The organism is Streptomyces sp. AMJ-169, from assembly GCF_055597585.1.
This window is the reverse complement of sequence record NZ_JBVLTJ010000004.1, coordinates 158,666-185,662: the sequence shown is the minus strand read 5'-3', so window position 1 is coordinate 185,662 and position 26,997 is coordinate 158,666. Positions and strand designations below refer to the sequence as shown.

21 protein-coding genes are annotated in these 26,997 nt (G+C 72.8%); 11 read left to right on the top strand and 10 right to left on the bottom strand.

The genetic code is table 11. From position 1 onward, the window contains the following. Position 1: 1 nt before the first annotated feature. Positions 2-1,108, top strand: a complete 1,107-nt coding sequence (locus ACYUD3_RS11810) for an NAD(P)-dependent alcohol dehydrogenase (protein ID WP_470967763.1) — start codon at positions 2-4, stop codon at positions 1,106-1,108. Positions 1,109-1,150: 42 nt separating this feature from the next. Here the strand turns inward: ACYUD3_RS11810 and ACYUD3_RS11805 are convergent, their stop codons facing one another. From ACYUD3_RS11805 to ACYUD3_RS11795, 3 genes are all read right to left on the bottom strand, one after another. Beyond that, positions 1,151-1,714, bottom strand: a complete 564-nt coding sequence (locus ACYUD3_RS11805) for a TetR/AcrR family transcriptional regulator (RefSeq protein WP_470967760.1) — start codon at positions 1,712-1,714, stop codon at positions 1,151-1,153. After that, positions 1,711-2,073, bottom strand: a complete 363-nt coding sequence (locus ACYUD3_RS11800; protein ID WP_470967758.1) for a DUF1304 domain-containing protein — start codon at positions 2,071-2,073, stop codon at positions 1,711-1,713. Before ACYUD3_RS11800 ends, ACYUD3_RS11805 begins: the two co-directional genes overlap by 4 nt. Positions 2,074-2,196: 123 nt before the next feature. After that, complete coding sequence (locus ACYUD3_RS11795; protein ID WP_470967756.1) at positions 2,197-2,634, bottom strand: nitroreductase family deazaflavin-dependent oxidoreductase; 438 nt, start codon at positions 2,632-2,634, stop codon at positions 2,197-2,199. Positions 2,635-2,880: 246 nt separating this feature from the next. On the opposite strand from ACYUD3_RS11795, the gene ACYUD3_RS11790 reads away from it, so the two are divergent. Next, positions 2,881-4,083, top strand: a complete 1,203-nt coding sequence (locus tag ACYUD3_RS11790; protein WP_470967754.1) for a cytochrome P450 — start codon at positions 2,881-2,883, stop codon at positions 4,081-4,083. A gap of 12 nt (positions 4,084-4,095) precedes the next feature. Continuing rightward, positions 4,096-4,284, top strand: a complete 189-nt coding sequence (locus ACYUD3_RS11785; RefSeq protein ID WP_470967751.1) for a ferredoxin — start codon at positions 4,096-4,098, stop codon at positions 4,282-4,284. A 5-nt stretch (positions 4,285-4,289) separates the two neighbouring features. Here the strand turns inward: ACYUD3_RS11785 and ACYUD3_RS11780 are convergent, their stop codons facing one another. Then, on the bottom strand, positions 4,290-5,237 hold the full coding sequence (locus ACYUD3_RS11780; protein ID WP_470967749.1) for a hypothetical protein: 948 nt from the start codon (positions 5,235-5,237) through the stop codon (positions 4,290-4,292). A gap of 201 nt (positions 5,238-5,438) precedes the next feature. On the opposite strand from ACYUD3_RS11780, the gene ACYUD3_RS11775 reads away from it, so the two are divergent. Next, positions 5,439-6,407, top strand: a complete 969-nt coding sequence (locus ACYUD3_RS11775) for an aldo/keto reductase (protein WP_470967746.1) — start codon at positions 5,439-5,441, stop codon at positions 6,405-6,407. Positions 6,408-6,439: 32 nt separating this feature from the next. On the opposite strand, the gene ACYUD3_RS11770 is transcribed toward ACYUD3_RS11775, so the two are convergent. After that, positions 6,440-7,225 (bottom strand): phytanoyl-CoA dioxygenase family protein, encoded by a 786-nt coding sequence (locus ACYUD3_RS11770; RefSeq protein ID WP_470967744.1) that lies wholly within the window; start codon positions 7,223-7,225, stop codon positions 6,440-6,442. 126 nt (positions 7,226-7,351) lie between these two features. On the opposite strand from ACYUD3_RS11770, the gene ACYUD3_RS11765 reads away from it, so the two are divergent. Further along, positions 7,352-8,707 carry a nucleobase:cation symporter-2 family protein gene (locus tag ACYUD3_RS11765; RefSeq protein WP_470967742.1) on the top strand — a complete coding sequence of 452 codons (1,356 nt, stop codon included), beginning with the start codon at positions 7,352-7,354 and terminating at the stop codon, positions 8,705-8,707. Positions 8,708-8,946: 239 nt separating this feature from the next. After that, a complete protein-coding gene (locus tag ACYUD3_RS11760) occupies positions 8,947-10,860 on the top strand; it encodes an RICIN domain-containing protein (RefSeq protein WP_470967739.1) in 1,914 nt (637 codons plus the stop codon). A gap of 1 nt (position 10,861) precedes the next feature. Here ACYUD3_RS11760 and ACYUD3_RS11755 read toward each other — a convergent pair whose 3' ends face one another. Further along, positions 10,862-12,157 carry an SLC13 family permease gene (locus ACYUD3_RS11755; RefSeq protein WP_470967738.1) on the bottom strand — a complete coding sequence of 432 codons (1,296 nt, stop codon included), beginning with the start codon at positions 12,155-12,157 and terminating at the stop codon, positions 10,862-10,864. A gap of 94 nt (positions 12,158-12,251) precedes the next feature. Further along, complete coding sequence (locus tag ACYUD3_RS11750) at positions 12,252-14,624, bottom strand: SpoIIE family protein phosphatase (protein WP_470967735.1); 2,373 nt, start codon at positions 14,622-14,624, stop codon at positions 12,252-12,254. Positions 14,625-14,869: 245 nt separating this feature from the next. Here ACYUD3_RS11750 and ACYUD3_RS11745 point away from each other — a divergent pair, with 245 nt between their 5' ends. The 5 genes from ACYUD3_RS11745 (at position 14,870) to ACYUD3_RS11725 (ending at position 22,926) form a co-directional block, all read left to right on the top strand. Next, positions 14,870-17,944: a glycoside hydrolase family 2 TIM barrel-domain containing protein gene (locus ACYUD3_RS11745; RefSeq protein ID WP_470967733.1), complete on the top strand. Its 3,075-nt coding sequence runs from the start codon at positions 14,870-14,872 to the stop codon at positions 17,942-17,944. Positions 17,945-18,113: 169 nt separating this feature from the next. Beyond that, the gene (locus ACYUD3_RS11740) at positions 18,114-19,928 is read left to right on the top strand and encodes a glycoside hydrolase family 9 protein (RefSeq protein WP_470967730.1); all 1,815 of its coding nucleotides are present in this window, start codon (positions 18,114-18,116) and stop codon (positions 19,926-19,928) included. Positions 19,929-20,012: 84 nt separating this feature from the next. Continuing rightward, on the top strand, positions 20,013-20,258 hold the full coding sequence (locus ACYUD3_RS11735; protein WP_470967727.1) for a hypothetical protein: 246 nt from the start codon (positions 20,013-20,015) through the stop codon (positions 20,256-20,258). Between the two features lie 3 nt (positions 20,259-20,261). Next, positions 20,262-20,639 carry a toxin Doc gene (locus ACYUD3_RS11730; protein ID WP_470967725.1) on the top strand — a complete coding sequence of 126 codons (378 nt, stop codon included), beginning with the start codon at positions 20,262-20,264 and terminating at the stop codon, positions 20,637-20,639. Between the two features lie 427 nt (positions 20,640-21,066). Beyond that, complete coding sequence (locus tag ACYUD3_RS11725; RefSeq protein WP_470967723.1) at positions 21,067-22,926, top strand: RICIN domain-containing protein; 1,860 nt, start codon at positions 21,067-21,069, stop codon at positions 22,924-22,926. A 151-nt stretch (positions 22,927-23,077) separates the two neighbouring features. On the opposite strand, the gene ACYUD3_RS11720 is transcribed toward ACYUD3_RS11725, so the two are convergent. From ACYUD3_RS11720 to ACYUD3_RS11710, 3 genes are all read right to left on the bottom strand, one after another. Then, positions 23,078-24,247: a lactate 2-monooxygenase gene (locus ACYUD3_RS11720; protein ID WP_470967720.1), complete on the bottom strand. Its 1,170-nt coding sequence runs from the start codon at positions 24,245-24,247 to the stop codon at positions 23,078-23,080. A gap of 14 nt (positions 24,248-24,261) precedes the next feature. Beyond that, a complete protein-coding gene (locus tag ACYUD3_RS11715) occupies positions 24,262-24,945 on the bottom strand; it encodes an alpha/beta fold hydrolase (RefSeq protein ID WP_470967718.1) in 684 nt (227 codons plus the stop codon). Positions 24,946-25,045: 100 nt separating this feature from the next. After that, positions 25,046-26,629, bottom strand: a complete 1,584-nt coding sequence (locus ACYUD3_RS11710; RefSeq protein ID WP_470967716.1) for a purine-cytosine permease family protein — start codon at positions 26,627-26,629, stop codon at positions 25,046-25,048. Positions 26,630-26,997: the final 368 nt, after the last annotated feature.

Sequence of the window (26,997 nt, the reverse complement as noted above, 5' to 3'; positions counted from 1 at the left end):
CATGCCCATCACCACCCGAGCCGCCGTCGTCGAGTCCGGCGGCGCCCCCTTCACCTTCGCCGACGTCGTCCTCGACGACCCCGGCCCGCGCGAGGCCGTCGTACGGCTGGTCGCGGCCGGGCTCTGTCACACCGATCTCAGCGTGGCGGGCGGCGGGATGCCGTTCCCGCTGCCCGGGGTGCTCGGGCACGAGGGGGCGGGGGTCGTCGAGGCGGTCGGGGCCGATGTGCGCGGGGTGGCGCCCGGGGACCATGTGGTGCTGTCGTTCACGTCCTGCGGGGAGTGCCGCAACTGCCGGGGCGGGCACCCCGCCTACTGCGGCGAATGGCTGGCGCTCAACCTCATCGGCGGCAGCCGCGCCGACGGGAGCGCCACCGTCACCCGGGACGGGGAGCCCATAGGCGGGCACTTCTTCGGCCAATCCTCCTTCGCCGAACGGGCGTTGGTCGACGAGCGCAGTCTCGTCAAGGTCGACCCCGACGTACCGCTCACCTCGCTCGCGCCGCTGGGCTGCGGGGTCCAGACCGGGGTCGGCGCCGTCTGGAACGTCCTGAAACCCGAGGCGGGCAGCGTGGTGGTGGTGCTCGGCGCCGGGGCCGTCGGGCTCTCCGCCGTCATCGCCGCCCGGCAGACCCCGGCGGCGGCGATCGTGGCCGTCGACCGCGTCGCCGAACGCCTCGAACTGGCACGGGAGTTGGGGGCCACCCACACCATCGACGCGGCAACGGCCGACGTGGGGGAGGCGATCGCCGAACTGACCGGCGGGCAGGGCGCGGACGGGGTCGTCGAGACCACCGGCAACACCAAAGTCCTGCGCGCGGGCGTGGACGCGCTGGCGGCGCGCGGCACCCTGGTCGTCGTGGGCGCACCGCCTTTCGGCACCGAAGTCGCCCTGGACGTCAACGGGTTGATCCCCGGCAAGCGGATCGTCGGCCTCACCCTCGGGGACACCGAGACGCGTACGTCCGTCCCGGCGCTGGTCGAGCTGGTCAAGTCCGGGCGGTTCCCCGTCGAGCGGCTGATCGGGACGTATCCCTTCGGCGACATCGGACAGGCCGTGCGGGACATGGAGTCGGGCAAGACGATCAAGCCGGTGCTGGTGTTCTGACCAGGGGTGCCGGGGCGGCGAGCCTCTCCCGCCGCCCCGCCCTCACCGGCTCGCGTGCAGCGCCACCAGCAACTGCCATACCTGGTCCGCTATTTCGCCCGCCGTCCCCTCCAGCAGCCCGTGCAGCCAGTCGGCCAGCACCCCCGCGAACGTCGCCGCCACCGCCGACGCCACCAGCGGGGCGTCCGCCGCGCCCGCCCGCTCCCGCTCGCGCAGGCTGTACGCGCGCAGGTCCCGGTGCAGGACCCGGCCGAGCGGGCCGCCCCCGCCGGGGGTGAGCAGGGCCCGGTACAGGCCGGCGTGCGGGGTCAGGGAGGCGAAGAACTCCGGCAGCGCGGCCGGCGCGCGCACCGGGTCCGGGCGGCCCTGCCAGGCGTGCAGCGCCTCGACGGCCTCGCGCACGACGTCGGCGCAGGCGTCGACCGCGAGGTCCTCCAGGTCGGTGTAGTGGACGTAGAAGGTGGCCCGGCCCACCCCCGCGCGCCGCACCAGCGCGGCCACGCTGACCTCCTCCAGCGGGCGCTCGGCGCACTCCGCGAGGAGCGCCGCGCGCAGGTCCGCCCGGGTGCGCGCGGCGCGCGGGTCCTCGGCCGCCCGGCGGATCAATGGGCGGCCAGGACGGCGGCGAGGGCGAGCGCGCCGGGCAGCGCCTGGGCGAAGAGGATGCGCCGGTTCGCCGTGACCGCGCCGTACACACCGGCGACGATCACGCAGGACAGGAAGAAGACCTGGGCGCGGAAGCCGGTCGGGCCGGCGGCGATCAGGCCCCAGACCAGGCCGGCGGCGAGGAAGCCGTTGTAGAGGCCCTGGTTGGCGGCGAGCTTGGCGGTGGCCCGCGCGAACTCCGGGTCGAAGCCGTGGAAGCGGCGGCCCGGCGGCTTCTGCCACAGGAACATCTCCAGCACCAGGATGTAGACGTGCAGGGCGGCGATGAGCCCCACGAGCACGTTCGCGACCGTCTCCATGACGTTGCGGCCTCTTTCGGGTCGATTTCTTGGACAGGTGTCCACTATAGCTGGACAGGTGTCCAGGAAGCACGCGGAAAGAAACCCCGCCGCGACAGAGAGGCGCGACGGGGTCCTGTGGGGCTACGGCTCCAGCACGAACACCGGAATCTCCCGCTCCGTCTTCGTCTGGTACTCGGCGTAGTTCGGGAACGCGGCGACCGCCCGCTCCCACCACTCGGCCCGCTCCGCGCCGGTCACCTCACGGGCCGTCAAGTCCCATTTCCGCGGCCCGTCCTGGAGCTCGACATGCGGATCGGCCTTCAGGTTGTGGTACCAGACCGGGTGCGTCGGCGCGCCGCCCTGGGAGGCGACCGCCGCGTACCGGCCGTCGTGCTCGACCCGCATGAGCGGCGTCTTGCGCAGCTTGCCGCTCTTCACGCCCCGGGACGTCAGCAGGATCACCGGCATCCCGGTGTCCAGCAGCGTCGTCCCCTCGGTCCCCCCGGACTTCTCGTACAGCTCCACCTGCTCCCGCACCCACTGCGTCGGGCTGGGCTCGTACTCGCCTTCGAGCGGCATGGTGTCCATCCTCTTCGTCACGTCGTACAGCTGCGGTACTCGACAACGCGCGGACCCCGCGAAATCATCCGGGCCCGCACGGCCCCATCCTCACCGACTTGATCACCGCCGTCCCCGCCCGGGACGGAGAGTTCTGGCCAGATGGGTGAACCGGGTCCATCTGGCCGGAACGCGACGTACTCTTATAGATGCCCTGGGCATCTAATGGCGTGCGGTACGACGGCACACACCCTCTGTGAGGCAGCCATGACGGAACTGACCGAAACCCCCGTCGCCTACCCGCAGGACCGCACCTGCCCCTATCACCCCTCCAGCAGCTACGACCCCCTGCGGGCCGAACGCCCGCTGAGCCGCGTCACCCTCTACGACGGCCGCACCGCGTGGATCGTCACCGGACACGAACTCGCCCGCACCCTGCTCGCCGACCCCCGGCTCTCCTCCGACCGCACCCACCCCGGCTTCCCGGCCGTCGCGTCCCGGATCGTCGCCCTGCGTGACCGGAAACTCTCCATGATCGCCCTCGACGACCCCGAGCACCGCGTCCAACGCCGCATGCTGGTGGCCGACTTCACCCTGCGCCGGGCCCAGGAGATGCGCCCCGACATCCAGCGCATCGTCGACGGCCGCCTCGACGCGCTGCTTCAACAGGGGCCGCCCGCCGACCTGGTGAGCACCTTCGCGCTGCCCGTCCCCTCCATGGTCATCTGCGCCCTGCTCGGCGTCCCCTACGCCGACCACGAGTTCTTCGAGCTCCAGTCCCGCCGGCTGCTGCGCGGCCGGGACAACGACGAGGTCCGCGACGCCCGCGACCGACTCCGCGCCTACCTCGGCGACTTGATCGACCGCAAGCGCGAGCAGCCGCCCGGCGAAGGCGTCCTCGACCTGCTCGTCCACCGCCGGATGGAAGGCGGCGAGGTCGACCGCGAGACCGCGATCGACATGGGCCTGATCCTGCTCGTCGCGGGCCACGAGACCACCGCCAACATGATCTCCCTGGGCACCTTCACCCTCCTCCAGCACCCCGACCGCCTCGCCGAACTCCGCGCGGACCCGGGCCTGTTGCCCGAGGTCGTCGAAGAGCTCATGCGGATGCTGTCCATCGTCGAGTCCCTCCAGCGCGTCGCCCTGGAGGACATCGACGCCGGCGGCACCACCATCAAGGCGGGCGAGGGAGTCCTCATCGGCTCGGCCGTCGCCAACCGCGACACCAGCAGGTACGACGACCCCGACGCCCTCGACTTCCACCGCCCCACCCGCCACCACATCGCCTTCGGCTACGGCATCCACCAGTGCCTCGGCCAGAACCTGGCCCGCGCCGAACTGGAGATCGCCCTCGGCACCCTCCTCAAGCGGCTCCCCGGACTGCGACTGGCCGCGCCGCCCGAGGAGATCCCGTTCAAGCCCGCCGACACGATCCAGGGGATGCTGGAACTCCCCGTGACCTGGTAAGAGGCTCCGCTCATGCACATCGACATCGACACGGACGTCTGCATCGGCGCCGGACAGTGCGCCCTGACCGCACCCAAGGTCTTCACCCAGGACGACGACGGCTTCTCCACCCTCCAGTCCGACTACGCCGAGCACCTGGACGACCCCCTGGTCCGCGAGGCCGCCCGGGCCTGCCCGGTGTCAGCGATCACCGTCGGCTGAAAGGCTCACCTGGCGCACGTCACGGTCGGCCCCTCCAGCATCCCGCCCGTGTACAGCGCCTGCCCGCGCGGCACCCAGTAGCCGAGCTTCGACACGACCGTCGAACAGGTCCCCTTCAGCGCGACCCGTACGACGACCGTGTCGGGCCGGCCCGGCTGGAGCTCGGTGAGCGCGCAGTCCAGGGCGTGCGGGCTGCGCCTCTTCGCTGGGTACCGGCCCACCAGCGGATTCACGCACCGGGGATCGTCCGTGCTCAGCTCTACGCCGGACGCCTCCTCCCCGATCAGCCCGAACCGCCCGCTCCCGTCCCCCGCGTCGGCGTCCCGCGCGACCGTGTACGTCAGCGTCGTCACGGAGTCCGGCGCCACCGCCTCGCGGTCCACCTCGATCCGGTGCGAGGGAGCCGCCTTCGGCGCGCTCAGCGTGAGCCGCGCGCGGACCGTCCCCGCCAGCTCCACCCCGGCCGGCACCGAACGCACCCGCACGTCCGCCGTCACCTCGTACGTCCCGGGCCCCGGATACGGTGCCGAACCCGGCAGCGCACCCGCCGCGACCCGCACCCCGTCCCGCGTCGCGGTCCAGCTGCCCGAGGTCAGACAGGCCGGGGCGGTGCCCGGCCGGCGGCAGGTGGCGGGGGCGGAGACGGCGAGGAGGGGGGTGCCGGTACCGGCACAGAGGCTGACCCGGGCGAACTGTCCGTCGGGGCCACGCAGGACGCCGGCCGGGGCGCACAGGGTGGCGGGGGGTTCGGGGGCGGCTTTGGCCTGGGCTGTGGCCGCTGTTGTCGCTGCGGGCGCGGGTCCGGCTTGAGAATGCGCCGCGTCTTTGGCCTGTGCTTCGGGCGCTGTCTGCGCTGGGGTTCCGAGCGCGGGCACCCCGTCCGCCGCCGGCGCCACCCCCGCCCACGCCACCAGCACCGCACCCACGGCCACCACCACTCGACGTACCTTCACCGCGACCTCCCGCGAAGCCCGGCGACCGGTCCGGTGCCGGTCGTCCGCACCGAGGATGCGGGGGGCCGCGCCGGACCGGGCCGCTCCCACGCCGGGCGGTCACCTGGGGGCAGGAATCCCCGGGCGCGCCCCGGTGACCGGCACGTACGCTCGGCCAGGACAACCGACACCGCAGCCACGAAAGCGCAGGAGCAGCCAACTATGCAGTATGTGAAGCTCGGTTCGACGGGCCTGGACGTCTCCCGGATCTGCCTGGGCTGCATGTCCTACGGCCTTCCCGACCGCGGCGCGCACGAGTGGACGCTGGACGAGGAGGCGTCCCGCCCGCTGATCCTGCGGGCGCTGGACGCCGGCATCAACTTCTTCGACACCGCGAACGTCTACTCCGACGGCACCAGCGAGGAGATCACCGGCCGGGTGCTGCGCGAGTCCGCGCGCCGCGACGAGATCGTGCTCGCCACCAAGGTGTACCTGCCGATGCGCCAGGGCCCCAACGGCGGCGGCCTCTCCCGCAAGGTCGTCATGACCGAGATCGACCGCAGCCTGGCCCGGCTCGGCACCGACTACGTCGACCTCTACCAGATCCACCGCTTCGACCCGCACACCCCGGTCGAGGAGACGATGGAGGCGCTGCACGACGTCGTCAAGGCGGGCAAGGCGCGCTACATCGGCGCCTCGTCCATGTACGCCTGGCAGTTCGCGAAGATGCAGCACGTGGCCGAGCGCAACGGCTGGACGCGGTTCGTGAGCATGCAGAACCACTACAACCTGGTCTACCGCGAGGAGGAGCGCGAGATGCTCCCCCTCTGCGCCGACCAGGGCGTCGGCGTCATCCCCTGGAGCCCGCTGGCCCGGGGCCGGCTCGCCCGGGAGTGGGACGCGGTCACCGAGCGCAGCACCACCGACAAGTTCGGCAGCACCCTCTACCAGGACGGCGACCGCGCGATCGCCGACGCCCTCGGCCGCATCGCCGAGTCCCGGGGCGTCCCGCGCGCCCAGGTCGCCCTCGCCTGGCTGCTCCACCAGGACGCGGTGACCGCCCCGATCGTCGGCGCGACCAAGCCCCGGCATCTGGAGGACGCCGTGGCGGCGGTCGAACTCCGGCTCAGCGACAAGGAGTTGACGGAGCTGGAACAGCCGTACGCGCCGCATCCGGTCGCCGGGCACTGAGGCTCGTACGCGGGCCGGGTCCCCGCGGCGCTCTAGTGCGGTCCCTGCGCCGCGAACTCCGTGCCGCAGGGGCCCGCGCCCTCGCTCTCGGGGAGGGCGACCCGTTCGCCGGTCATCTCCAGGGTCCGGTAGTACGCCCCGATCCGCTCGGCGGACCGGCCGACGTAGTGGCCGATGAACGAGCGCCGGAACCGGCCGGCGCTGCGGTTGGGCCGGGAGCCGTGGACCAGGGAGCCGTTGAAGAACAGCACGTCACCCGGGGCCATGTCGACGGGGACGGCGGCGAGCCCCGGCGGCGGGGGCACGTACTCGCGGGCGAACGACACGCTCTCGTCGGCGAGTTCGGGGCAGAACACCTCCGATCGATGGGTGCCGGGGACGACTTCGAGGCCGCCGTTCTCCCGGTCGATCCCGTCGCAGGCCACCCACGCGGCCACGCACGTCCCCGGCTCCACCCGCAGATAGAAGTTGTCCTGGTGCAGCGCCTGCCCCCGGGCCCCCGGCGGCTTGAAGTAGAACATGCTCTGCGCGGCCAGGACCTGCTCCCCGAGCAGGACCTCAAGGATGCCGTTCAGTCGCGCGTCCAGCAGCAACTCCCGTGCCACCGCGCTGATTTCATGCGGCTGCATGACACGTGGGAAGGTGTGCAGCGGATCGTCGCCGACGCGCGGCTCGAAGTGCCCCGGCACGGCCCGCCCCGCCGCGTGCAGCGCCGCGAACTCCGCGCGGACGCGGTCGACTTCAGCGGGGGAGAAGAGTCCGGGGACGACGGCGTACCCGTCCTTCTCGAAGTGCTCCAGAATGCCTGTGGTCGTCATGGACGGTCACGCTAGGCCGGGAACGGGGTCTGCGAAAAGCAACTTCGGTGTTCGGTCGCGGCAATGTCCGCGAAACAGTTTCAACAAAAAGTTGAGCATTCTTCGTTCCGCTCCGGAGGCCCCGCGATGTCCTCGTCCCCCGTATCCGTCCGGCATCCCGTCGACGAAGTCCTGCCGCCCGCGCGGCTCGGGCTGCTCGGCGTCCAGCATGTGCTGGTGATGTACACCGGCTGCGTCACCGTCCCGCTGGTCTTCGGGGCCGCGGCCAAGCTCGACACCTCCACCATCGGGCTGCTGATCAACGCCGATCTGCTGGTCGCCGGATTCATCACGCTGCTCCAGGCCCTCGGCGTCGGCAAGGTGCTCGGCGTACGGCTGCCGGTCGTCGCGGGCGCCACCTTCACCGCCGTCACGCCCATGATCCTCATCGCGGGCGAGTACGGCATGCAGGCCGTGTACGGGTCGATGATCGCGGCCGGGGTGTTCGGGGTGCTGGTCGCGGTGCCGTTCGCGCGGGCCGTGCGGTTCTTCCCGCCGCTGGTCAGCGGGTCCGTCATCACCGTCATCGGGCTGTCGCTGATCGGGGTGGCCGCCGGGCTCATCGCCGGCAACGACCCCACGGCGAAGGGGTACGCGGCGCCCTCGCACCTCGCGCTGGCCGGCGGGATCGTCGTACTGATCGTCCTCGTCAGCCGGTTCACCAAGGGGTTCTTCTCGCAACTCGGCGTGCTGATCGGGCTGCTGGCGGGGACGCTCGTGGCCGTGCCCATGGGGCTCACCGACTTCTCCTCGGTCGGGGGCGCCGACTGGTTCGGGCTCGCCGCGCCCTTCCACTTCGGGGCGCCGCACTTCCCGGTCGCCGCCGTCATCTCGATGTGCGTGGTGATGCTGGTGACGTTCACCGAGTCGACCGCCGACATGCTCGCCGTCGGGGAGATGACCGGACGTCCGCTGACGCGGAAGGACCTCGCGCGCGGGCTCGCCGCCGACGGGGTCTCCGGGATCTTCGGCGGGGTCATGAACGGGTTCCTGGACACGGTGTTCGCGCAGAACGTCGGGCTGGTCGGGATGACGAAGGTACGCAGCCGGTACGTCGCCGCCGTCGCCGGCGGGATCCTCGTCGTCCTCGCGCTGATCCCCAAGCTCGGCGAGGTCGTCGCCTCCCTGCCGGGGCCGGTGATCGGCGGCGCCGGGCTGGTCATGTTCGCGACCGTCACCTCCGTCGGCATCGGCACGCTGCGGAAAGTGGAGTTCGAGGGGACCAGCAACCTGCTGATCGTGGCCGTCGCCATAGGGGTCGGCATGCTGCCCGTCGTCGCGCCGACCTTCTACCACGCCTTTCCGACCTGGGTGCAGATCATCGGCGGCAGCGCCATCACCAGCGCGACGCTCGCCGCGTTCGTACTCAACCTGCTGTTCAACCACACGGGCGCGGACCGGACCGTCGCCCAGGAATCCGGGCAAAAAGCCGTCAGCGGGTGAGAATGCATTTCGGGTCCCGGTTTTGTCCGGTGTGCGCGGGATGTGCGGTGGCCTTGCCCACGGATTGCCGTAGCCGCAGTTCAGGAGGCGTCTCCTAAAACGTCGGAGGTTACGGGAGATCTCTTGTTCGGGCTTGCTGGATTGTGCAAAAGTTGGGCCCGTCGAGGCGCGGAGAATGGATTGTCCGTGGCCGGTCCCATATCTCCCCCGGGAGGAATCCAGCCGTGACAGCCGCAGGCATGTCGAATTCCCAGCCTTTTCCCCTGGTGGAACAGGTGGAACAGCCCCTCCACCCCGTCGGCGAACTCCTCGACCGGCACTGGGAAGCCGCCTTCGCCTACGCCCGGCTGTGCACGGCGGACGAACGCGCCGCCGGGATGCTCACCACCGCCGCCTTCACCCGCCTGTTCGGCGCGCACGCCGGCCAGGAGGCGCCGGATGCCGCCTGGCGCCCGCATCTCCTGGTCACCGTCCGCCGGATCGCCGTCGAATGGGCAGCCGACGGCCGCCGCGAACTCGTGCACCCCGCGCTGCACACCGACGCGGCGGCCCGGTTACTCCCCCCGGTCGGCAGACGGCTGCTCGCCCGCTCCTTCCAGCGGCTGCCCCAGGCCTCCCGCTGCGTGCTGTGGCACGCCGAGGCCGAGTCGGAGCCGCTGCACGTCCCCGGCGCGCTGCTCGGCCTCGACGACGAGACGGTCCTGGCCGAACTGCGCCGCTCCCGCGAGCGGCTGCGCGAAGAACTCCTCCAGTCGCACCGCGAACTCTGCGTCGACGAGGAGTGCCACCGCTACGACCGCCTCCTCGACGTCACCACCCGGCACGGCCGCGACGTCGACCCCGACCTCCAGGCCCACCTGAGCCGCTGCCGCCACTGCGCGCACACCGCCGACCAACTCGCCTGCTTCCAGGAGCGGCAGGCACTGGGGGCGGCGCTGGCCGAGAGCATTCTGGGGCGCTCGGCACATGCCTATCGGGAGGCCCGCGCGGGGGGTGGTGCGCAGGAGGCGGAGCAGCAAGGGGGGCTGCCGGGGGAGGACTTCGGGGCGGCGGGGGGCTTCGGGGCGCCGGGGTCTTCTGGGGCTCCGGGGGCCTCTGGGGCGACAGGGGCTTCCGGGTCGCCGGACGCTTTCGAGGCGCCGGGCGTTCTCGCGGCCACGCATCCTGAAGCAGCCCCGGGCACCGCCCTCGTCCCCGTCCCCTACGCCCCCGCCTCCGCCCGCGCCCTGCGCAAGGCCGCCCGCCGGCGGCGCCGCAATCTCACCGCCGCCGTCCTCACCGTCAGCAGCCTCGTCGTCCTCCCCCTCGTCCTGTGGACGGCCGTCGGGCACGGCGACAGTGGCGCGCAGGCGGGCGACGCGGGGGCGACCCCGGCGCCCGGTCCCGCCGCCGAAGGGCCCTCCTGGGTCAGCGCGGGCGACACCGCCCAGGGCGCCCTGCGCGGCCGGCTCCACAACGTCTTCTCCGGGCTCTGCCTCGGCATCGCCGGCGGCAAGGCCGTCCAGGACGCCGAGGCCGAACTCGCCACCTGCTCGGCCTCACCCGTCCAGCAGTGGTCCTACGAGCCGGACGGCCTGCTGCGCAACGTCGCGGCCCCCGCGCTCTGCCTCGACTCCCGGCTCGGCTACTCGGTCCGCCTCGACGCCTGCACCGGCGGCGACGCCCGCGACATCCGCTACGACTTCACCCTCCAGGGCACCCTGGTCCCGCGCTGGAGCCAGGACCTCGCGCTGGCCCCCGCCGCCACCGACGGCTCCGGCGCGCTCGTCCTGAAGGACCGCGCCGACGGCACCGCCCAGCGCTGGGTCATCGACACCTCCAAGCCCGACCTCCAGATGCAGATCGTCAACTGGGACAAGGCGAACTCACCCGAACCGGCGACCCCGAAGAAGGCGGCGCCCCCGGCTCCCGCACCGGCCCCGAAGCCCCCGGCCGCGAAGCCCCCCACCGCCCCGAAGCCCCCGACCCCGACACCCACCCCGTCCCCGTCCACACCGGGCAAGGGCACCTGCTCGTACTACAACCCGTACGCCTGCGACTGGTACGGCAACGGGGGCTACGGGAGCGGGGGTTACGGCTCCGGATACGGCGGCTACGGGTACGGCGCCGGATACTACGGCGCGTACGGCTCCTACGGTCAGACCACCCGCTGACTCACACCACCTGGAGCGCTCCCCACAGCGCCACCACCGCCGCCCCCAGCGACACCGGCACGGTCAGCGCGCCCAGCCGGGTGAACTCACCGACGTCGACCCGCTCCTCGTGCCCGTGCACCACCCGCCGCCACAGCAGCGTCGCCAGCGATCCGGCGTACGTCAGGTTCGGGCCGATGTTCACCCCGAGCAGCACCGCGAGCACCGCCCCGGGACCCGCCGGGGCGGCCAGCGGCGCCAGCGCCAGCACCGCCGGCAGGTTGTTGATCAGATTGGCCAGCACGGCGGCCAGCGCGGCCAGCCCCAGCAGCGCGAGCAGCCCCGAACCGCCCGGCAGCACATGCCCCAGCGCGTCGGCGAGCCCGTTGTCGACGACCGCGCGGACGACGAGCCCGAGCGCCAGCACGAACACCAGGAACCCCGGCGAGGCCGAGCGCACCACCTCACCGACGCCCGCCTTGCCGCGTACGACCGCCCGCGCGGCCATGACCAGCGCGCCGGCCGCCGCCGCCCACGCCGGTTCGAAGCCGGCCGCCGACGCCACCACGAACCCCGCGAGCGTCGCCGCGACCGTCACCAGCGCGAACAGCGGCAGCCTCGGGGCGGGGCCGGTGTCCACCATGGGCTCGCTGAGCGGGAGTTCGGCCGCGAAGAACCGGCGGAAGACCAGGTACTCGACGCCGATCGCGACCAGCCACGGCAGCGTCATCAGCGCCGCGAACCGGGTGAACGACAGGCCGCTCGCCTCGAACGCCAGGAGGTTCGTCAGGTTCGACACCGGCAGCAGCAGGGACGCCGTGTTCGACAGGTGCGCGCACGCGTAGACGTGCGGTTTCGCGGGCGCCTTCAGCCGGGTCGCCGTCGCGAACACGACCGGCGTCAGCAGCACCACCGTCGCGTCCAGGCTCAGCACCGCCGTGATCACCGACGCCAGCGCGAACACCGAGGTCAGTAGCCGTCTCGGGCGGCCCGCCGCGCGCCGCGCGAGCCACGCCCCGCACGCCTTGAACAGGCCCTCGACGGCGCAGAAGTGCGCCAGCACCAGCACGGCGGCCAGGAATCCGACGACCGGTCCGAGCCGTTCGGCCTCCTCGCGCGCGTGGTCCAGGGAGAGCGCCCCGGTCGCCATCACGATCAGCGCGGCGGGGCCCGCGACCAGCACCTCCGCCCGCCCGGCGGGCCGTACCACCGCCCACACGAGCGAGGCGACCAGCAGGGCGACGGACAGGGCGGCGGCGAGCGGGGTGTTCAGGGCGGTTCCTTCGGGGCGGGCGTACGGGCGGAGAGCGCGGCCCATCCAAACAGCCGGGGGTAAGAGAGGTGAGGGCAGGGGGGCCTCGGCGGCGCGGCGCGGCTCCTTCAGCGGCGCGGGCACTGCGGAAGGGATCCCCTCACTCCTCCTCCACCACCGCCATCTCCGCCCAGATCGTCTTCCCCTCGGCCGTGTGCCGGCTGCCCCAGCGCTGGGTGAGCTGGGCGACCAGGAGGAGGCCGCGTCCGCCCTCGTCCCAGGTCTTGGCGCGGCGCAGGTGCGGGGCGGTGTGGCTGGTGTCGGAGACCTCGCAGATCAGCGTGGCCGTGTCATGGATGAGGCGCAGCCGGATGGGGTGGGCGCCGTAGCGGATGGCGTTGGTGACCAGTTCGCTGACGACCAGCTCCGCCGTGAAGCAGACCGCGCTCAGCTGCCAGGCGTCCAGCTGCTCGCAGACCTCCTTGCGGATCGGCGCGACCAGGGCGGGATCGCCGGGGACGTCCCAGGTCGCGATCCGGTCGGCGGGCAGCGCGCGGGTGCGGGCGAGGAGGAGGGCCACGTCGTCGGAGGCGCCGCCGGGCGGGAGCAGCGCGCGCAGGACCCGGTCGCACGTCTCGTCCAGCGAACCCGTGGCCGGCGCCAGGGCCGCGCACAGCGCCCGGAAACCGGCGTCCACGTCCCGCTCGCGGGACTCGATCAGACCGTCCGTGTACAGCGCGAGCACGCTGCCCTCGGCGAGCTGGATCTCCGCCGACTCGAACGGCAGCCCGCCGAGCCCCAGCGGCGGCCCGGCCGGCAGGTCGACCCGGCGGGGCCGGCCGCCCGGCGGGACCAGCACGGGCGGCGGATGCCCGGCCCGCGCCATGCTGCACCGCCGCGACACCGGGTCGTACACCGCGTACAGACACGTCGCCCCCACCTCCCCGGGACTGCCGCGTTCCCCGGCCTCCTCGGAGAGGCGGACGACGAGGTCGTCGAGGTGGGTGAGGAGCTCGTCCGGGGTGAGGTCGATGTCGGCGAGCGTGCGCACGGCCGTCCGCAGCCGGCCCATGGTCGCCGAGGCCTGGATGCCGTGTCCGACGACGTCGCCGACGACCATCGCGATGCGCAGGCCCGACAGCGGGATCACGTCGAACCAGTCGCCGCCGACGCCCGCGCGGGCGGCCGGGAGATAGCGGGAGGCGGCGTGGACGGCGGCCGTGCGCGGCAGGGTCTGCGGGAGGAGGCTGCGCTGGAGGGCGAGGGCGGTGTCGCGCTCGCGGGAGTAGCGGCGGGCGTTGTCGACGCAGACGGCGGCCCGCGCGGAGACCTCCTCGGCGAGCAGCACGTCGTCCGCCGTGAACGGGTCGGGCCGGCGGTAGCGGGTCAGCACCGCGACCCCCAGCGTCACCCCGCGCGCGCGGAGCGGCACCGACATGATCGAGTGGATGCCGATCTCCCGGACCCGCTCCCCGCGCGCGGCGTCCCAGGCCAGCCACTGGTCCAGCGCCCCGCCCGGCACCGTGGCGACGATCGCGCGGCCCGCCGCCAGCGAGTCGGCGTGCGGCGAGCCGTCCGGGTAGCGCTGCACCTCCCCGGGCTGCGTCACGGCCTCGGGGCTGCCCGGGGCCACCGACTGATGGGCGGCCCGGCGCAGCGGCACCGGGGTGACGAACCTGGCCGGGGGCTCGGCGCCCTCCTGCGGGTCCAGCAGGTCGACGCTGACGAAGTCGGCCAGCGCGGGCACGCACACATCGGCCAGCTCCTGCGCCGTACGGGTGACGTCGAGGGTCGTACCGATGCGGACGCTCGCCTCGTTGAGGAGTTGCAGCCGCTCGCGCGCGAGGTAGTTCTCCGTGAAGTCGTGGGCCGCGAGGCAGACGCCGAGGACCTTGCCGTCGGCGGCGAGGACCGGGGACATCCGGGCCAGCCACGCGTGCGCGTAGGTCTCGCCGCCGGTGCGGGTGTACGTCTGGACGTCCCTGGGGCGGCCCTCGGCGAGCACCCCGGCCATGTGCCCCTCCAGGAACTCGCTCTGCTGCCGGCCGCCGATCTCCGCGAGCCTGAGGCCCCGCATCCGCTCCTCGGGCAGCCCTATGGCCGCGCCCATCGCCGCGTTCACCAGGCACAGCCGCAGCCGGTCGTCATAGACGGCCAGCGCGCACGGGGAGTGATCGAGCGCCGCCTGCACCAGCGGGTCCTCCGGGTCGCGCGGCCCGCCGCCGCCCAGCGGGGTCACCACCAGCCAGTACCCGGCCCGCTCCTCGGTCGCCCGCCGGTGGTGCGCCAGCAGCCACACCTCGACCGTACGGCCGTCCCGGTGCCGCAGGCCCACCACGCCGTCCCAGCGGGCCGCCGTCGCCTCCGGCAGCGCGCCTTGGGCGGTCAGCTCCGCCGCCGGACGGCCCACGACCTCGGCCGCCGCCCAGCCCAGCAGCTCACGGGCACCGGCGTTCCACTCGACGAGGAGGCCGTCGTCGCCGACCACCACCCGGGCCGTGTCGGCGTCGTCGAACGGATAGACCGGGCTCATCCTCACCACCCATCGCGGACACTCACAGTGAACAGTGCAGCCACTTCTGTCCCAGCGTAGACCCACCCACCGACATCCGGGCAGGCGTCCCCCCGGAGCCTTCCGTGAGCCTCCCACGGCCCGAGTGGCGTGTGCATGCCCCCCACTCTTGACGGGACCGAACACCTGGACGTCACATTCTGTTGTTCGGCGATCAGCTGTGATTAGTTCTGGTTCCTGACTTCTGCTAGGGAGAGCCGCCCACGATGACAGTCACGCGCAGATCGGTCCTGCTCGCCTCCGCCGCCGCCCCCGCCGCGGGCGCCCTCCTCTCCGGCTCGGCCGCCCACGCCGCCGCCCCGGCCACCGGCCGCGAGATCCTCCCGCTGCGCGACGGCTGGCGCTTCGCCCTGGTCAACCCCGGCGGCATCACCGACCCCACCGGAGCCTACGACCGCGCGGCCGAGCCCGGCTACGACGACTCCGGCTGGCGCGCGGTCGCCGTCCCGCACGACTGGTCCATCGAGCAGACCCCCACCACCGACCACGGCACCAACGGCGGCACCGGCTTCCTCCCCGGCGGCCTCGGCTGGTACCGCCTCGCCTTCACCCTGCCCGCCGCCCACACCGGACAGCGGATCTCCGTCGAGTTCGACGGCGTCTACATGGACTCCACCGTCTACTGCAACGGCACCGAACTCGGCACCCACCCCTACGGCTACACCGGCTTCGCCTACGACCTCACCGGCCTGGTGCACACCGACGGCGCCACCCAGAACGTCCTCGCCGTCCGCGTCCGCAACCAGCTCCCCAGCAGCCGTTGGTACTCCGGCAGCGGCATCTACCGCGAGGCCCGCCTCGTCCTCACCGCCCCCGTCCACGTCGACCGCTGGGGCACCTACGTCACCACCCCCGACGTCACCGCCGCCCGCGCCACCGTCGAGGTCCGCACCACGATCCGCAACACCGGCGCCCCCGCCGACGTCGAGATCACCTCCCGGGCCGTCGCCCCCGGAGGCCGCACGGTCGCCCAGGCGACGACCATGGCCCACGTCGCCGCCACCGCCACCGAGACCCACCAACTCGCCGTCCCCGAACCCCAGTTGTGGGACTTCACCACCCCGAACCGCTACACCCTCGTCACCGAACTCCGCGTCGCGGGCAAGGCGGTCGACACCTACCGCACGGTCTTCGGCATCCGCACGGTCCGTATCGACCCCGACGAGGGCTTCCATCTCAACGGCGCGCACGCCAAGTTGAAGGGCGTCGACCTCCACCACGACCAGGGCGCGCTCGGCACCGCCGTCAGCACCGACGCCATCCGCCGCCAGCTCACCATCATGAAGTCCATGGGCGTCAACGCCTTCCGCACCTCCCACAACCCGCCCTCGCCCGAAATCATCGCGCTCTGCGAGGAGTTGGGCATCGTCATGCTGGTCGAGGCCTTCGACTGCTGGCACACCGGCAAGACCCGCTACGACTACGGCCGCTTCTTCGACACCTGGGTCGAGAAGGACGCCACCGAGATGGTGCTCGCCGCCCGCAACTCCCCGGCGGTCGTGATGTGGTCCATCGGCAACGAGATCCCCGACTCCACCTCGACGGCCGGACTCGGCATGGCCGACCGCATCATCACCGCCATCCGTGCCGCCGACGGCACCCGCCCCCTCGTCATCGGCTCCGACAAATACCACCGCGCCCCCGCCAAGGGCTCGGCCGCCGACCTGATGCTGGCCAAGCTCGACGGCCTCGGCCTCAACTACAACACCGCCAAGTCGGTCGACGAACTCCACGCCGCCTACCCGCACTTGTTCCTCTTCGAGTCCGAGTCCTCCTCGGAGACCTCGACCCGCGGCGCCTACCAGGAGCCCGAACACCTCAACACCGGCGAGAACCACACCCCGGGCAAGCGGGCCACCTCCTCGTACGACAACAACCTCGCCTCCTGGACGATGAGCGGCGAGTACGGGCACAAGAAGGACCGGGACCGCACATGGTTCGCGGGCCAGTTCCTGTGGTCCGGCATCGACTACATCGGCGAACCGACCCCGTACGGCGTCTTCCCCGTCAAGGCGTCCTTCTTCGGGGCCGTCGACACCGCCGGGTTCCCCAAGGACATGTACTACCTCTTCCAGAGCCAGTGGACCAGCGAGCCGATGGTCCATCTGCTGCCGATGAGCTGGAACCACGAGGCCGGGGACACCGTCGAGGTGTGGGCGTACTCCAACGTCGAGAGCGTCGAACTCCTGCTGAACGGCAAGTCGTTGGGGACCCGGACGTTCGATGTGAAGCAGACCGTGGACGGCCGGAGCTATCTGGAGACCACCGAGGCGACCGGTGACGACAAGACGTTCACCGACGGCCCTTACCCCGGCAGCTACACCAGCCCCAACGGCAGCGCGGGCAAACTCCATCTGACGTGGAAAGTCCCTTACCAGCCCGGGGAGTTGAAGGCGGTGGCCCGGCGCGGCGGCAAGACCGTCGCGACCGACGTCCTGCGCACCGCCGGCGCCCCGCACGCCGTCCGCCTCACCGCCGACCGCAAGTCCCTTGCCGCCGACGGGCGTTCACTGGTCTTCGTCACCGCCGAGGTCGTCGACGCGCAAGGGGTCGTCGTGCCCGACGCCGAGCACCTGCTGACCTTCGCCGTCCAGGGCGGCTCGGTCGCCGGGCTCGACAACGGGCGGCAGGAGAGCGCCGAGCGGTACCAGGCGACGACCCGAACGGCCTTCCATGGCAAGGCAATTGCCATGATCCGGTCGGGTACGGCGGCCGGTCCGCTGAAGGTGACGGCGAGGGCGGCGGGGCTCAGCGCGGGGACCGTCACGGTAGGGACCACCCGGGCCGCCGCCCGCGCGACCACCCCGGCGCCGAAGTTCAAGCCTGAGACCCAGGCCGCCCCCAACTACCCGCACGCTGACGCCAGTTACTCCGGCCGCCCCGACACCCTCCCGGCCGCCATGCTGGACGGCGACCCGGCCACCGGCTGGTCCAACGGCTTCAGCAAGGCGGCCACCGCACTCCTGCCCGCGTTCAGCGGGGCCCGCGCCAAGGACTGGGTCACCGTCGACTTCGGGCGCGCCAAGACCGTCGGGCGGGCCGCGGTCTCCTTCACCGTCGACGCGGCGCACAGCCTGCCCGAGGCGGTCGAGGTCGCGGTGTGGGACGGCGCCAAGTACGTGGCGGCGAAGGGTGTCTCCGTCTCCTGGGCGGCCGCCTCCGACGCGCCCTCGGTCGTCACCTTCGGTCAACTGCGGGGCTCCCGGGTGAGGTTGACGTTCGTCAGCGGCTATCCGGGGCAGGCGCGCGGGGCCGTGCGGGTCAGCAGGCTCGACGTGTGACCGGCGGTCCGGGCGGGCGCGGCTTCGCGCCAACTTCCGCTGCCCTTAAGGATGTTGCCCGTCCGGACCGTTGACGGGGTGTCATGCCTCCAAGAAGCATGGGCGGCTCGTCCGTCAACTTTGGGAGCGCTCCCATCAGTTGGGGTGGCTCCGCCCGAGGAGGCATGACGTGAAACGACGACGCAGGACGAGCCTGCTGACCCTGGCCGCGCTGCTGGGCGCCGCGCTCACCGGACTGCCCGCCGGGCCGGCCGGGGCGGCCCCGAAGGCGTACGCGCCCGACACCGGACCCCGGGTGCGGGTCAACCAGGTCGGCTACCTCCCCGCCGGGCCGAAGAACGCGACGGTGGTGACCGACGCGGGCGCCCGGCTGCCGTGGACGCTGAGGAACGCGGCCGGTACGACCGTCGCGCGCGGCTGGACCGTACCGCGCGGGCTCGACGCCTCCTCCGGGCAGCGCGTGCACACCGTGGACTTCGGGTCGTACCGCAAGCCCGGCGCGGGCTACACGCTCACCGCCGACGGCGAGAGAAGCCGGCCGTTCGCCATCGGGGCCGCCGGCTATGAGCGGTTGAGCCGGGACGCCGTGAAGTACTACTACACCCAGCGCAGCGGCATCGAGATCCGCGACGACCTGCGGCCCGGCTACGGCAGGCCGGCCGGGCACACCGGGGTCGCGCCCAACCTCGGAGACCGGTCCGTGCCGTGCCAACCCGGCGGCTGCGACTACGCGTCGGACGTCAGCGGCGGCTGGTACGACGCCGGCGACCACGGCAAGTACGTCGTCAACGGCGGCATCGCGGTCTGGGAGGTGCTGTCGACGTACGAACGCTCCCTGCACGCCCGCACCGGCACCCCCGCCCGGCTCGGCGACGGCACGCTGGCGCTGCCCGAGAGCGGCAACGGCGTGCCGGACGTTCTCGACGAGGCCCGCTGGGAGCTGGAGTTCCTGCTGAAGATGCAGGTCCCGGCCGGCCGGCCGCTCGCCGGGATGGCCCATCACAAGATCCACGACGCCCAGTGGACCGGCCTCCCGCTGCTCCCCTCCGACGACCCCCAGCCCCGCGAACTGCACCGCCCGTCCACCGCCGCGACCCTCAACCTGGCCGCGACCGCCGCCCAGGCGGCCCGCCTCTACAAGCCGTACGACGCGCGGTTCGCCGCGAAAGCCCTGAAGGCCGCCCGCACGGCGTGGACCGCCGCGCTCGCCCACCCGGCGATGTACGCGAGCGCCGACGACGGCGTCGGCGGCGGCGCCTACAACGACGACGACGTGACCGACGAGTTCTACTGGGCGGCGGCGGAGCTGTATCTCACCACCGGCGAACGGCAGTTCGCGGACCACGTCCTCGACTCCCCGCTGCACACCGCCGACCTCTTCGGCCCCTACGGCTTCGACTGGGGCCACACCGCCGCCGCCGGCCGCCTCGACCTCGCGCTGGTCCCGAACAGGCTGCCCGGCCGCGACAAGGTGCGCGAGTCGGTCGTACGCGGCGCCGACACCTATCTCGCGACACTGACGGGCCAGCCGTACGGCATGCCCTACGCGCCGCCCGGCAACGTGTACGACTGGGGGTCCGCGCATCAGGTGCTCAACAACGGGGTGGTGCTGGCCAGTGCCTATGACCTCACCGGGGCCGCGAAGTACCGGGACGGGGCCGTGCAGAGCATGGACTACGTGCTCGGGCGCAACGCGCTGAACATCTCGTACGTCACCGGCTATGGTGAGGTCAACTCCCAGCACCAGCACAGCCGTTGGTACGCCCGGCAGCTCGACCCGAGTCTGCCGTCGCCGCCCGCCGGGACGCTCGCGGGCGGGCCGAACTCCTCGATCCAGGACCCGTACGCGCAGAGCGTGCTCCAGGGCTGTGTCGGGCAGTTCTGCTATGTCGACGACATCCAGTCGTGGTCGACGAACGAGACAGCCGTCAACTGGAACGCGGCCCTCACCCGCCTCGCCGCTTTCATCGCCGACCAGTCCTAGCGTGCCCCCGTGCGCGGTACCGCTCGCACACTTGCGTGACCTGGGGATATTTACGGTCAAGTACCCGGGCGGTACCGTGAAGGCATGCCAGCCCTCAATGTGGAATTCAGCGAACGCGAGCTGGAGGACCTGCGGCAGATCGCGAAGGAGCGCGGGACGTCGATGAAAGCGCTCGTCCGGGAGGCCGCCGCGGCCGACATCAAGCGACATCGCGCCCTACAGGAAGGCGCGGAGGCGTTCCGCACCTTCTTCGCCGCCCACGCCGACGAGTTCGCGGCGGCCTTCCCCGACGACGAGACACCCGCCCGGAGCGAGGGGCGGGTCGCCTGACCGATGACGAACGTCATCCATATCGATGTGCCCTGGCTGCTCCAGCGCCACGAGGAAGTGCTGCCGGACCAGCCCACCGTCGACGACTTCTCCGCCCTGGTCGCCGCCGTCGCGCGGCACCGCGTCGATCCGCCCCGGCTCGGCGTCGACTCCGACCCCGCCTGGCGGGCCGCCGCCCTCCTGCACACCCTGGTCATGCTCAAGCCACTGCCCTCGGCCAACGCGCGGTTCGCCTGCGCGACCGCCGTGTCCTACATGTTCGTGAGCGGGGCGGGCATCGATCCGCCCTACGGCGCGCTGGTCGATCTCGCGCGGGATCTGCTGTCCGAGAAGGCGGATGTGTACAAGGCCGCGGATCGGTTGCGGTCCTGGCAGATATAGGGGGTTACTGAAGGATTGTGGGCCGCCGGCCGTGGGCGGGAGGAGCTCGGGCCGGCGGCCGTTCTCGTGCGGGAGGGCCGCCGTTCCGCACGAGGCCCCGAGGAGGGCCGTTCTCAGTGGACCGCTAGTGGGGGGTTCGGGGGAGCGTGCGTGGCGGGGTGGTGTGTGCGTGGGGTTCACACGGGGTGCGGAACGGGGTGCGGCGGCACGGTCGCCGGTCGTCGTCGGTCTCGGTCGCTTTGTCGATGAAGCGTCCGTGACGTGCGGAAACCCCTTGCGGCGTGCGTGAGTTGGGCCGGCGTTCCGGACTGCGGACGGCCGCGTCGTCCGCCTTGTTGTGCGCGACTCAGTTGTGCAATGGTGAACAAACGTGCGGTTCGCAGACCAGGCCGCCCGCGCAGGTTTCCGTACCGAAGGAACTCCCTCAGTGCCCCACGCCCGTCCTCCGCGCCCTCCCTACCCGCCGGCCGGCGGGAGCCCCGCCGAGTCCGACGAGGCGCTCGCCCTCGGGGTGCGCGGCGGCACGGACGGGGAGGTCGCCGAGGCCACCGCGCTGCTGACCGCCCGGCACTGGCGGCCGGTGTACGAGTACGCGGTGATCTGCCTGGCCGCCTCCGGGCAGCTGCCGGCGATGGCCACCAGCAACGCCTTCCACCTCGTCCTCGACCGGCTGGGGCTCGGTGAGCCCGGCGGTGATCTGCGGCCCCGGCTGCTGCTCGCCGTCCGCGAGACGATCCGGCTGTGGGCCGCCACCGACCGCATCGCGGACGTGCTGCCCGAGCTGCGCAAGCCGGCCGGGGCGCGCGGGATGCGGGCGGCGAAGGGGACGGCCTCCGACAGCCGGGTCCTCGCCGAGCACGCCTACCACGGGCTGCCCGCCGTCGAACGCTGCCTCATCTGGCACACCCAGGTCGAGGCCGAACCCGTCGCCGTCCCCGCCGCGTTGCTCGGCATGGACACCGCCACCGCCGGGTCCATCCTCGAAGGCGCCCGCGACCGCTTCCGCGAGGGCATGGTCCGCGCGCACCGGGAACTCGCGCCGGACAAGGAGTGCCGGTACTACAACCGGCTCCTCGACGTCCCCCTGCGCCGGGGCGCCGATCTGCTCGCGGACGTCCGGCGCCACATGGACGACTGCCGCTACTGCCGCTCCGCCGCCGCCCAACTGGGCCTCTTCGACAACGCCCCCGGCCTGCTGATCGCCGAGGCGGTACTGGGCTGGGGCGCACGCCGCTACCTGGAGACCCGCCCGGGGAGCGCCGGCCTCCCGACCGGGAAACTGCGCGGCAAGTCCCGTGGCACGGGCGGGGGTTCGGGGCGGCGGCTGCTGGACCGGATACCGGGGCAGCGGAGGGGGGCCGGGGCCGGCGGGGCGGTGGGGGCGCGTGCCGTTCGTGGGGCGGGGGAGTCGGATGCGGTGGCCGGTGCGAGGAGTTCTGCCGGGACGGACGGCTTTCGTCGGGAGTGGGAGTACGGCACGTCCGGCGGGGACACGGAAGCCGGCGGCTCCCGGCGGGCCGGGAAGTCCCGGGCCCGGCGGGCCGTGGGGAAGTCCCGGATGCGGCGTGCCGTCGGGCGGGCCCGGCTGTTGCGGGGCGGGCAGGGGAGCCGGGCGCTGCGCAAGGGTGGGGGAGGGCTGCCGGCCAAGGGGCTGGTCACCGGGGTCGGACTCGTCTCCGCCGGGCTGCTGACGACGTTCCTCGCGGCCGGGATGTGGTCGGGCGACGGCGCCGATCCGGCCGCGTCCACCGGCAGCCGGGGCGCGCTCCCCGGAGCCGACCCGGCCGGTCCGACGCCGTCCACCGCCACACAGGGCAGCACGGGCCTGCCCACAGGACCCCGGCAGACCCGGCTGCGCAACGCCGGCGCCGACCTCTGCCTGGACATCCCGGCCGGCGCCCGCGCGGGCACCTCCCTCGTGCTGAACGTCTGCTCCTCGGACTGGAGCCAGCAGTGGTCGTACGAGGACGACGGGCAGCTGCGCAGCGTGGCCGAACCCGCGCTGTGCGCCGACTCGCGCTCCGACGCGGGGGTGGTGATCGCCAACCCGTGCGCCGGGAAGGACACCCTGCGCGCCGACGACGTCCGCTACGACCTCACCGTCCAGGGCGAGTTGCTGCCCCGCTGGAACCAGCGCCTCCCGCTGGCCGCGGCGGGGCGCGAACCCGGCGCCGAGGTCGTGCTCAGAACCCGCGACGGCTCCGCGGGCCAGCGCTGGCTGACCGACCGCACGACCACCTCCCCGGGGGCGCTGTCGACCGGGGGCGGCGGGGCCGCTACGGGGTGAGGGGGACGGGGGCCGGGGGAGGCGTTGCTGTTGTCGTACCGGAGTTCGGCGGGCGACTGCTTCTGCCGGTCGGCGTGACCCCTGGGCGCGCCGGCCGATATGCGGCTCCCACCTGCCGACGCGCGGCTCCCCCTGCCGGCTGATCAGCCCCCTACACCACCCCCTCCACCAGATCCCCGCCCCCGATCTCCCCCGGCCGCGTATGCCCCGACAGCGCCAGCGTCAGGTCGAACTCGGCCAGCAGGCAGCGGATGACGTGTTCGACGCCTGACTGCCCGTCGAGGCCGAGGCCGTAGGCGTACGGGCGGCCCAGGAGGACCGCGTCGGCGCCCAGGGCCAGGGCCTTGAAGACGTCGTCGCCGGTGCGGACGCCGCTGTCGAAGAGGACCGTCAAGCGGTCGCCCACGGCCGCCGCGACCTCCGGGAGGGCGTCGGCGGCGCCGATCGAGCCCGCGACCTGACGGCCGCCGTGGTTGGAGACCACGACCCCGTCCATACCGGCGTCGGCGGCGAGCCGGGCGTCGTCGGGGTGGAGGATGCCCTTGAGGACGATCGGCCCGTCCCAGTGCTCCCGCAGGAACGCCAGGTCCGGCCAGGTCTTGGAGGCGTCGGCGAAGATGTCCACGAAGTGCAGCACCGCCGCGTCCATGTCCTCCTCCGGCGGCTTCGCGAGGCCCGCGCGGAACGCCGGGTCGGAGAAGTGGTTGGCGGTGCCCACGCCGTGCAGGAACGGCAGATACGCCTGGTCGAGATCGCGCGGGCGCCAGGCCAGCAGAGGCGTGTCGAGCGTGACGACGAGGACGGAGAACCCGGCCGCCTCCGCCCGGCCCAGGAAACTGCGGGTGACCTCGCGGTCCTTCGACCAGTACAGCTGGAACCAGCGCTCGGCGTCCCCCATCGCCTGCGCGACCTGCTCCATGGGTGTGCTCGACGCGGAGGACAGGATGTAGGGCACGCCCTGGGCGGCAGCCGCGCGGGCCGCCGCCGGTTCGGCATCGGGGTGCATGATCGACAGCACCCCGATGGGCGCGAGCGCGACCGGCGCGGGCAGCGTCCGCCCCAGCACCTCGACGGACAGCTCCCGCTCGGCGACGTCCCGCAGCATGCGCGGCACGATCCGGCGCCGCGCCAGCGCCGCCCGGTTGGCCCGCGCGGTGCTGCCGTCACCGGCGCTGCCCGCGACATAGCCGACGGGGCCCGCCCCGAGCCGCCGTTCGGCCATCTCCTCGAGGCGGGTCAGATCGGTGGGCAGCCGGGGCACCACCCTCTTCATGCCGTTGAGGTAGATCTCGTACTGGAAGTCCGCCCAGCGCCGCGTCATACGCTCACCCTCTCTCAGCCGTGGTCGGCCGTCTCCCTCAGGAGCGCGGCCAGTTCACGGGGTCGAGAGAACATCGGCCAGTGCCCCGTGTCCATCCGTACCAGCTCCCATTCCGGGCTCTTCAGGAGTTCGGCGACCGGAGGCGGCGGGTCCGCGCCGTCCAGCAGGCACTTGACGTACGTCGTCGGGAGGGCGGCGAGGGAACCGGGCAGGGCGGCCGGTCCGGTGAGCGTCGCGCCCGGGTGCGCGGTGGCGTCCGCGAGGATCCGCGCGATCTGCTCGTCCGTCAGCCCCTGGCCCGCGAACTCCCCGGCGGGCGGCGGCGGCCAGGACCCGCCGTTCGCCTCGATCTCCCGGCGCACCCCGTCGCTGTCCCAGCCGTCGAGGAACGACAGCCCGTCCACCGGCACGCCCGCGTCGACCAGGACCAGCCGCCGCAGCCGGTCCCCGATCCGCAGGGCCGCCTGGCCGACCGGGATGCCCGAGTAGCTGTGCCCCACCAGCACCACGTCCCGCAGGTCCAGCCGCTCGACCTCCTCCACCACGTCCCGCACATGCGTCTCCAGGTCCGCCGGGACCCCCCGTCTCCCGGCGAGCCCCGACAGCGTCAGTGGACGGGCCCCGGGCAGCTCGGCCGCCACCTCGTCCCACGCCCACGCCCCGAGCCAAGCCCCCGCCACCAGCACGAAATCCGTCATGCCCGAAAGCTAGCGGACGGGTCTGACAATCCGTCCTGACCAGGCATGACACCCGCCCGACCCGGCCCGGCGGCCGGTCAGACACCCCTCCCGACGACCGTCAGGCACCCCTCCCGGCGACGGGTTCGGCATCCCGCCCAGCCCCCTCCTCGGCCCCCGCCCCGACGATCGGCGGCACCGCCACCTCCACGGTCCGCGCCAGCCGCGCCCCCGCAGGCCCGTACACCGCCCTCGGCTCGGGGAACAGCCGCAGCAGCGACAGGAACAGCACGGCCGCCACCGCCAGCGACAGCGGCAGGCTGATGTCGACGCCGTTCGCCAGACCGCCCAGCGGCCCGACGAACTGCCCGGGGATGTTCGTGAACAGCACCCCGACCACCGCCGCTACCCACCACGCGGTCATCCCGCGCCAGTTCCAGCCGTGCGCGAACCAGTAACGCCCGCCGCGCTGACGGCGGTTGAAGACCTGGAGCGCGTCGGGGTCGTACCAGCCGCGCCGGGTCCAGAAGCCCAGCATCATCACGACCATCCAGGGCGTCGTACAGGTGATGATCATCGTCGCGAACGTCGAGATCGACTGCACCACGTCCAGCGCGAACCGGCCGACGAAGATGAACGCGATCGACAGCGCCCCCACCAGCAGCGTCGCCTGGACGCGGCTGAGCTTCGGGAACACCGAGGAGAAGTCGAGGCCGGTGCCGTACAGGGCGGTCGTGCCCGTCGCCATGCCGCCGATCAGGGCGAGCAGGCAGACCGGGAGGAAGAACCAGCCCGGGGAGATCGCCAGCAGGCCGCCGACGTAGTCCGGGGCGGCCGGGTCGACGTACTGGGGGGCTTTCGCGGCGATGACGCTCGCCGTCGCCAGGCCGAACAGGAACGGCAGCAGGGTCGCGAGCTGCGACAGGAACGCGGCGCCGACCACGCGCACGCGCGGGGTGTCCGCCGGGATGTACCGCGCCCAGTCACCGAGGAACGCCCCGAAGGACACCGGGTTGGACAGCACGATCAGCGCCGCCCCGATGAACGCCGGCCAGAACGCGCTGTCCCCCGTACCGGAGAAGGAGCCCGCGTACGACGGGTCGAAGTCCCCGGCGAACGCGAACGCGCCCACCAGGAACAGCGCCGTCGCGGTCGGCACGGCCACCTTGTTGACGAGCAGCATGAACCGGAACCCGTACACGCACACCGCGAGCACCAGCGCCGCGAACAGCGCGTACGCGAGGGCGTACGACGCTCCCGCGCGCGGGAGGCCGAACAGCCGGTGCGCGCCGCCCACCAGGGCGTCACCGCTGCTCCACACCGACAGGGAGAAGAACGCGACCGCCGTCAGCAGCGAGAGGAAGGAGCCGACGACCCTGCCGTGCACCCCCAGGTGCGCGGACGACGACACCGCGTTGTTGGTGCCGTTGACCGGGCCGAACACGGCCATCGGGCACAGGATCAGCGCGCCGGCGACGACCCCTAGGAGCGTCGCGGCCAGGCCCTGCCAGAACGACAGGCCGAACAGGATCGGGAACGCGCCCAGGACGCAGGTGGAGAAGGTGTTGGCGCCGCCGAACGCGAGCCGGAAGAGATCCAGGGGGCGCGCGCTGCGGTCGGCGTCGGGGATGCGCTCCACGCCGTACGGCTCTACCTCGGTGACGGACGGCGGGGCGGCGGGCGGCTGCGGGGACAGTGGGGACACGGAGGGCTCCAACGGGCGGCGGCGGGAGCGCGGGGTGGCGCGCGGGACGGGGAACGGCCGCCCGCGTGGCCGGGGTGTGCGGCGCGGGCTCGCTCTCGGGAGGTGCGCCGACGGTACGGCGCCGCGCGCGGTCACCGACAGAGGGTGATTCGTCCATCCCGGCCGCCCTGACTGGACGCTTCGCCCATCAACAGTCCGTGGAATGTTTCAGGTCGATTAACCGGCGTACGGAATCAGGCCATCCGGGCGGGCGAGCGGATCATGAAGCGCTTGCTTGCGGCGTTATGGGAGGCGAATCCTGTCGCTTCACGCCACTGATTGAACACGCAAGGTTACTGAAACCTGTGGGGTCGATGTGAGTTCCGGCG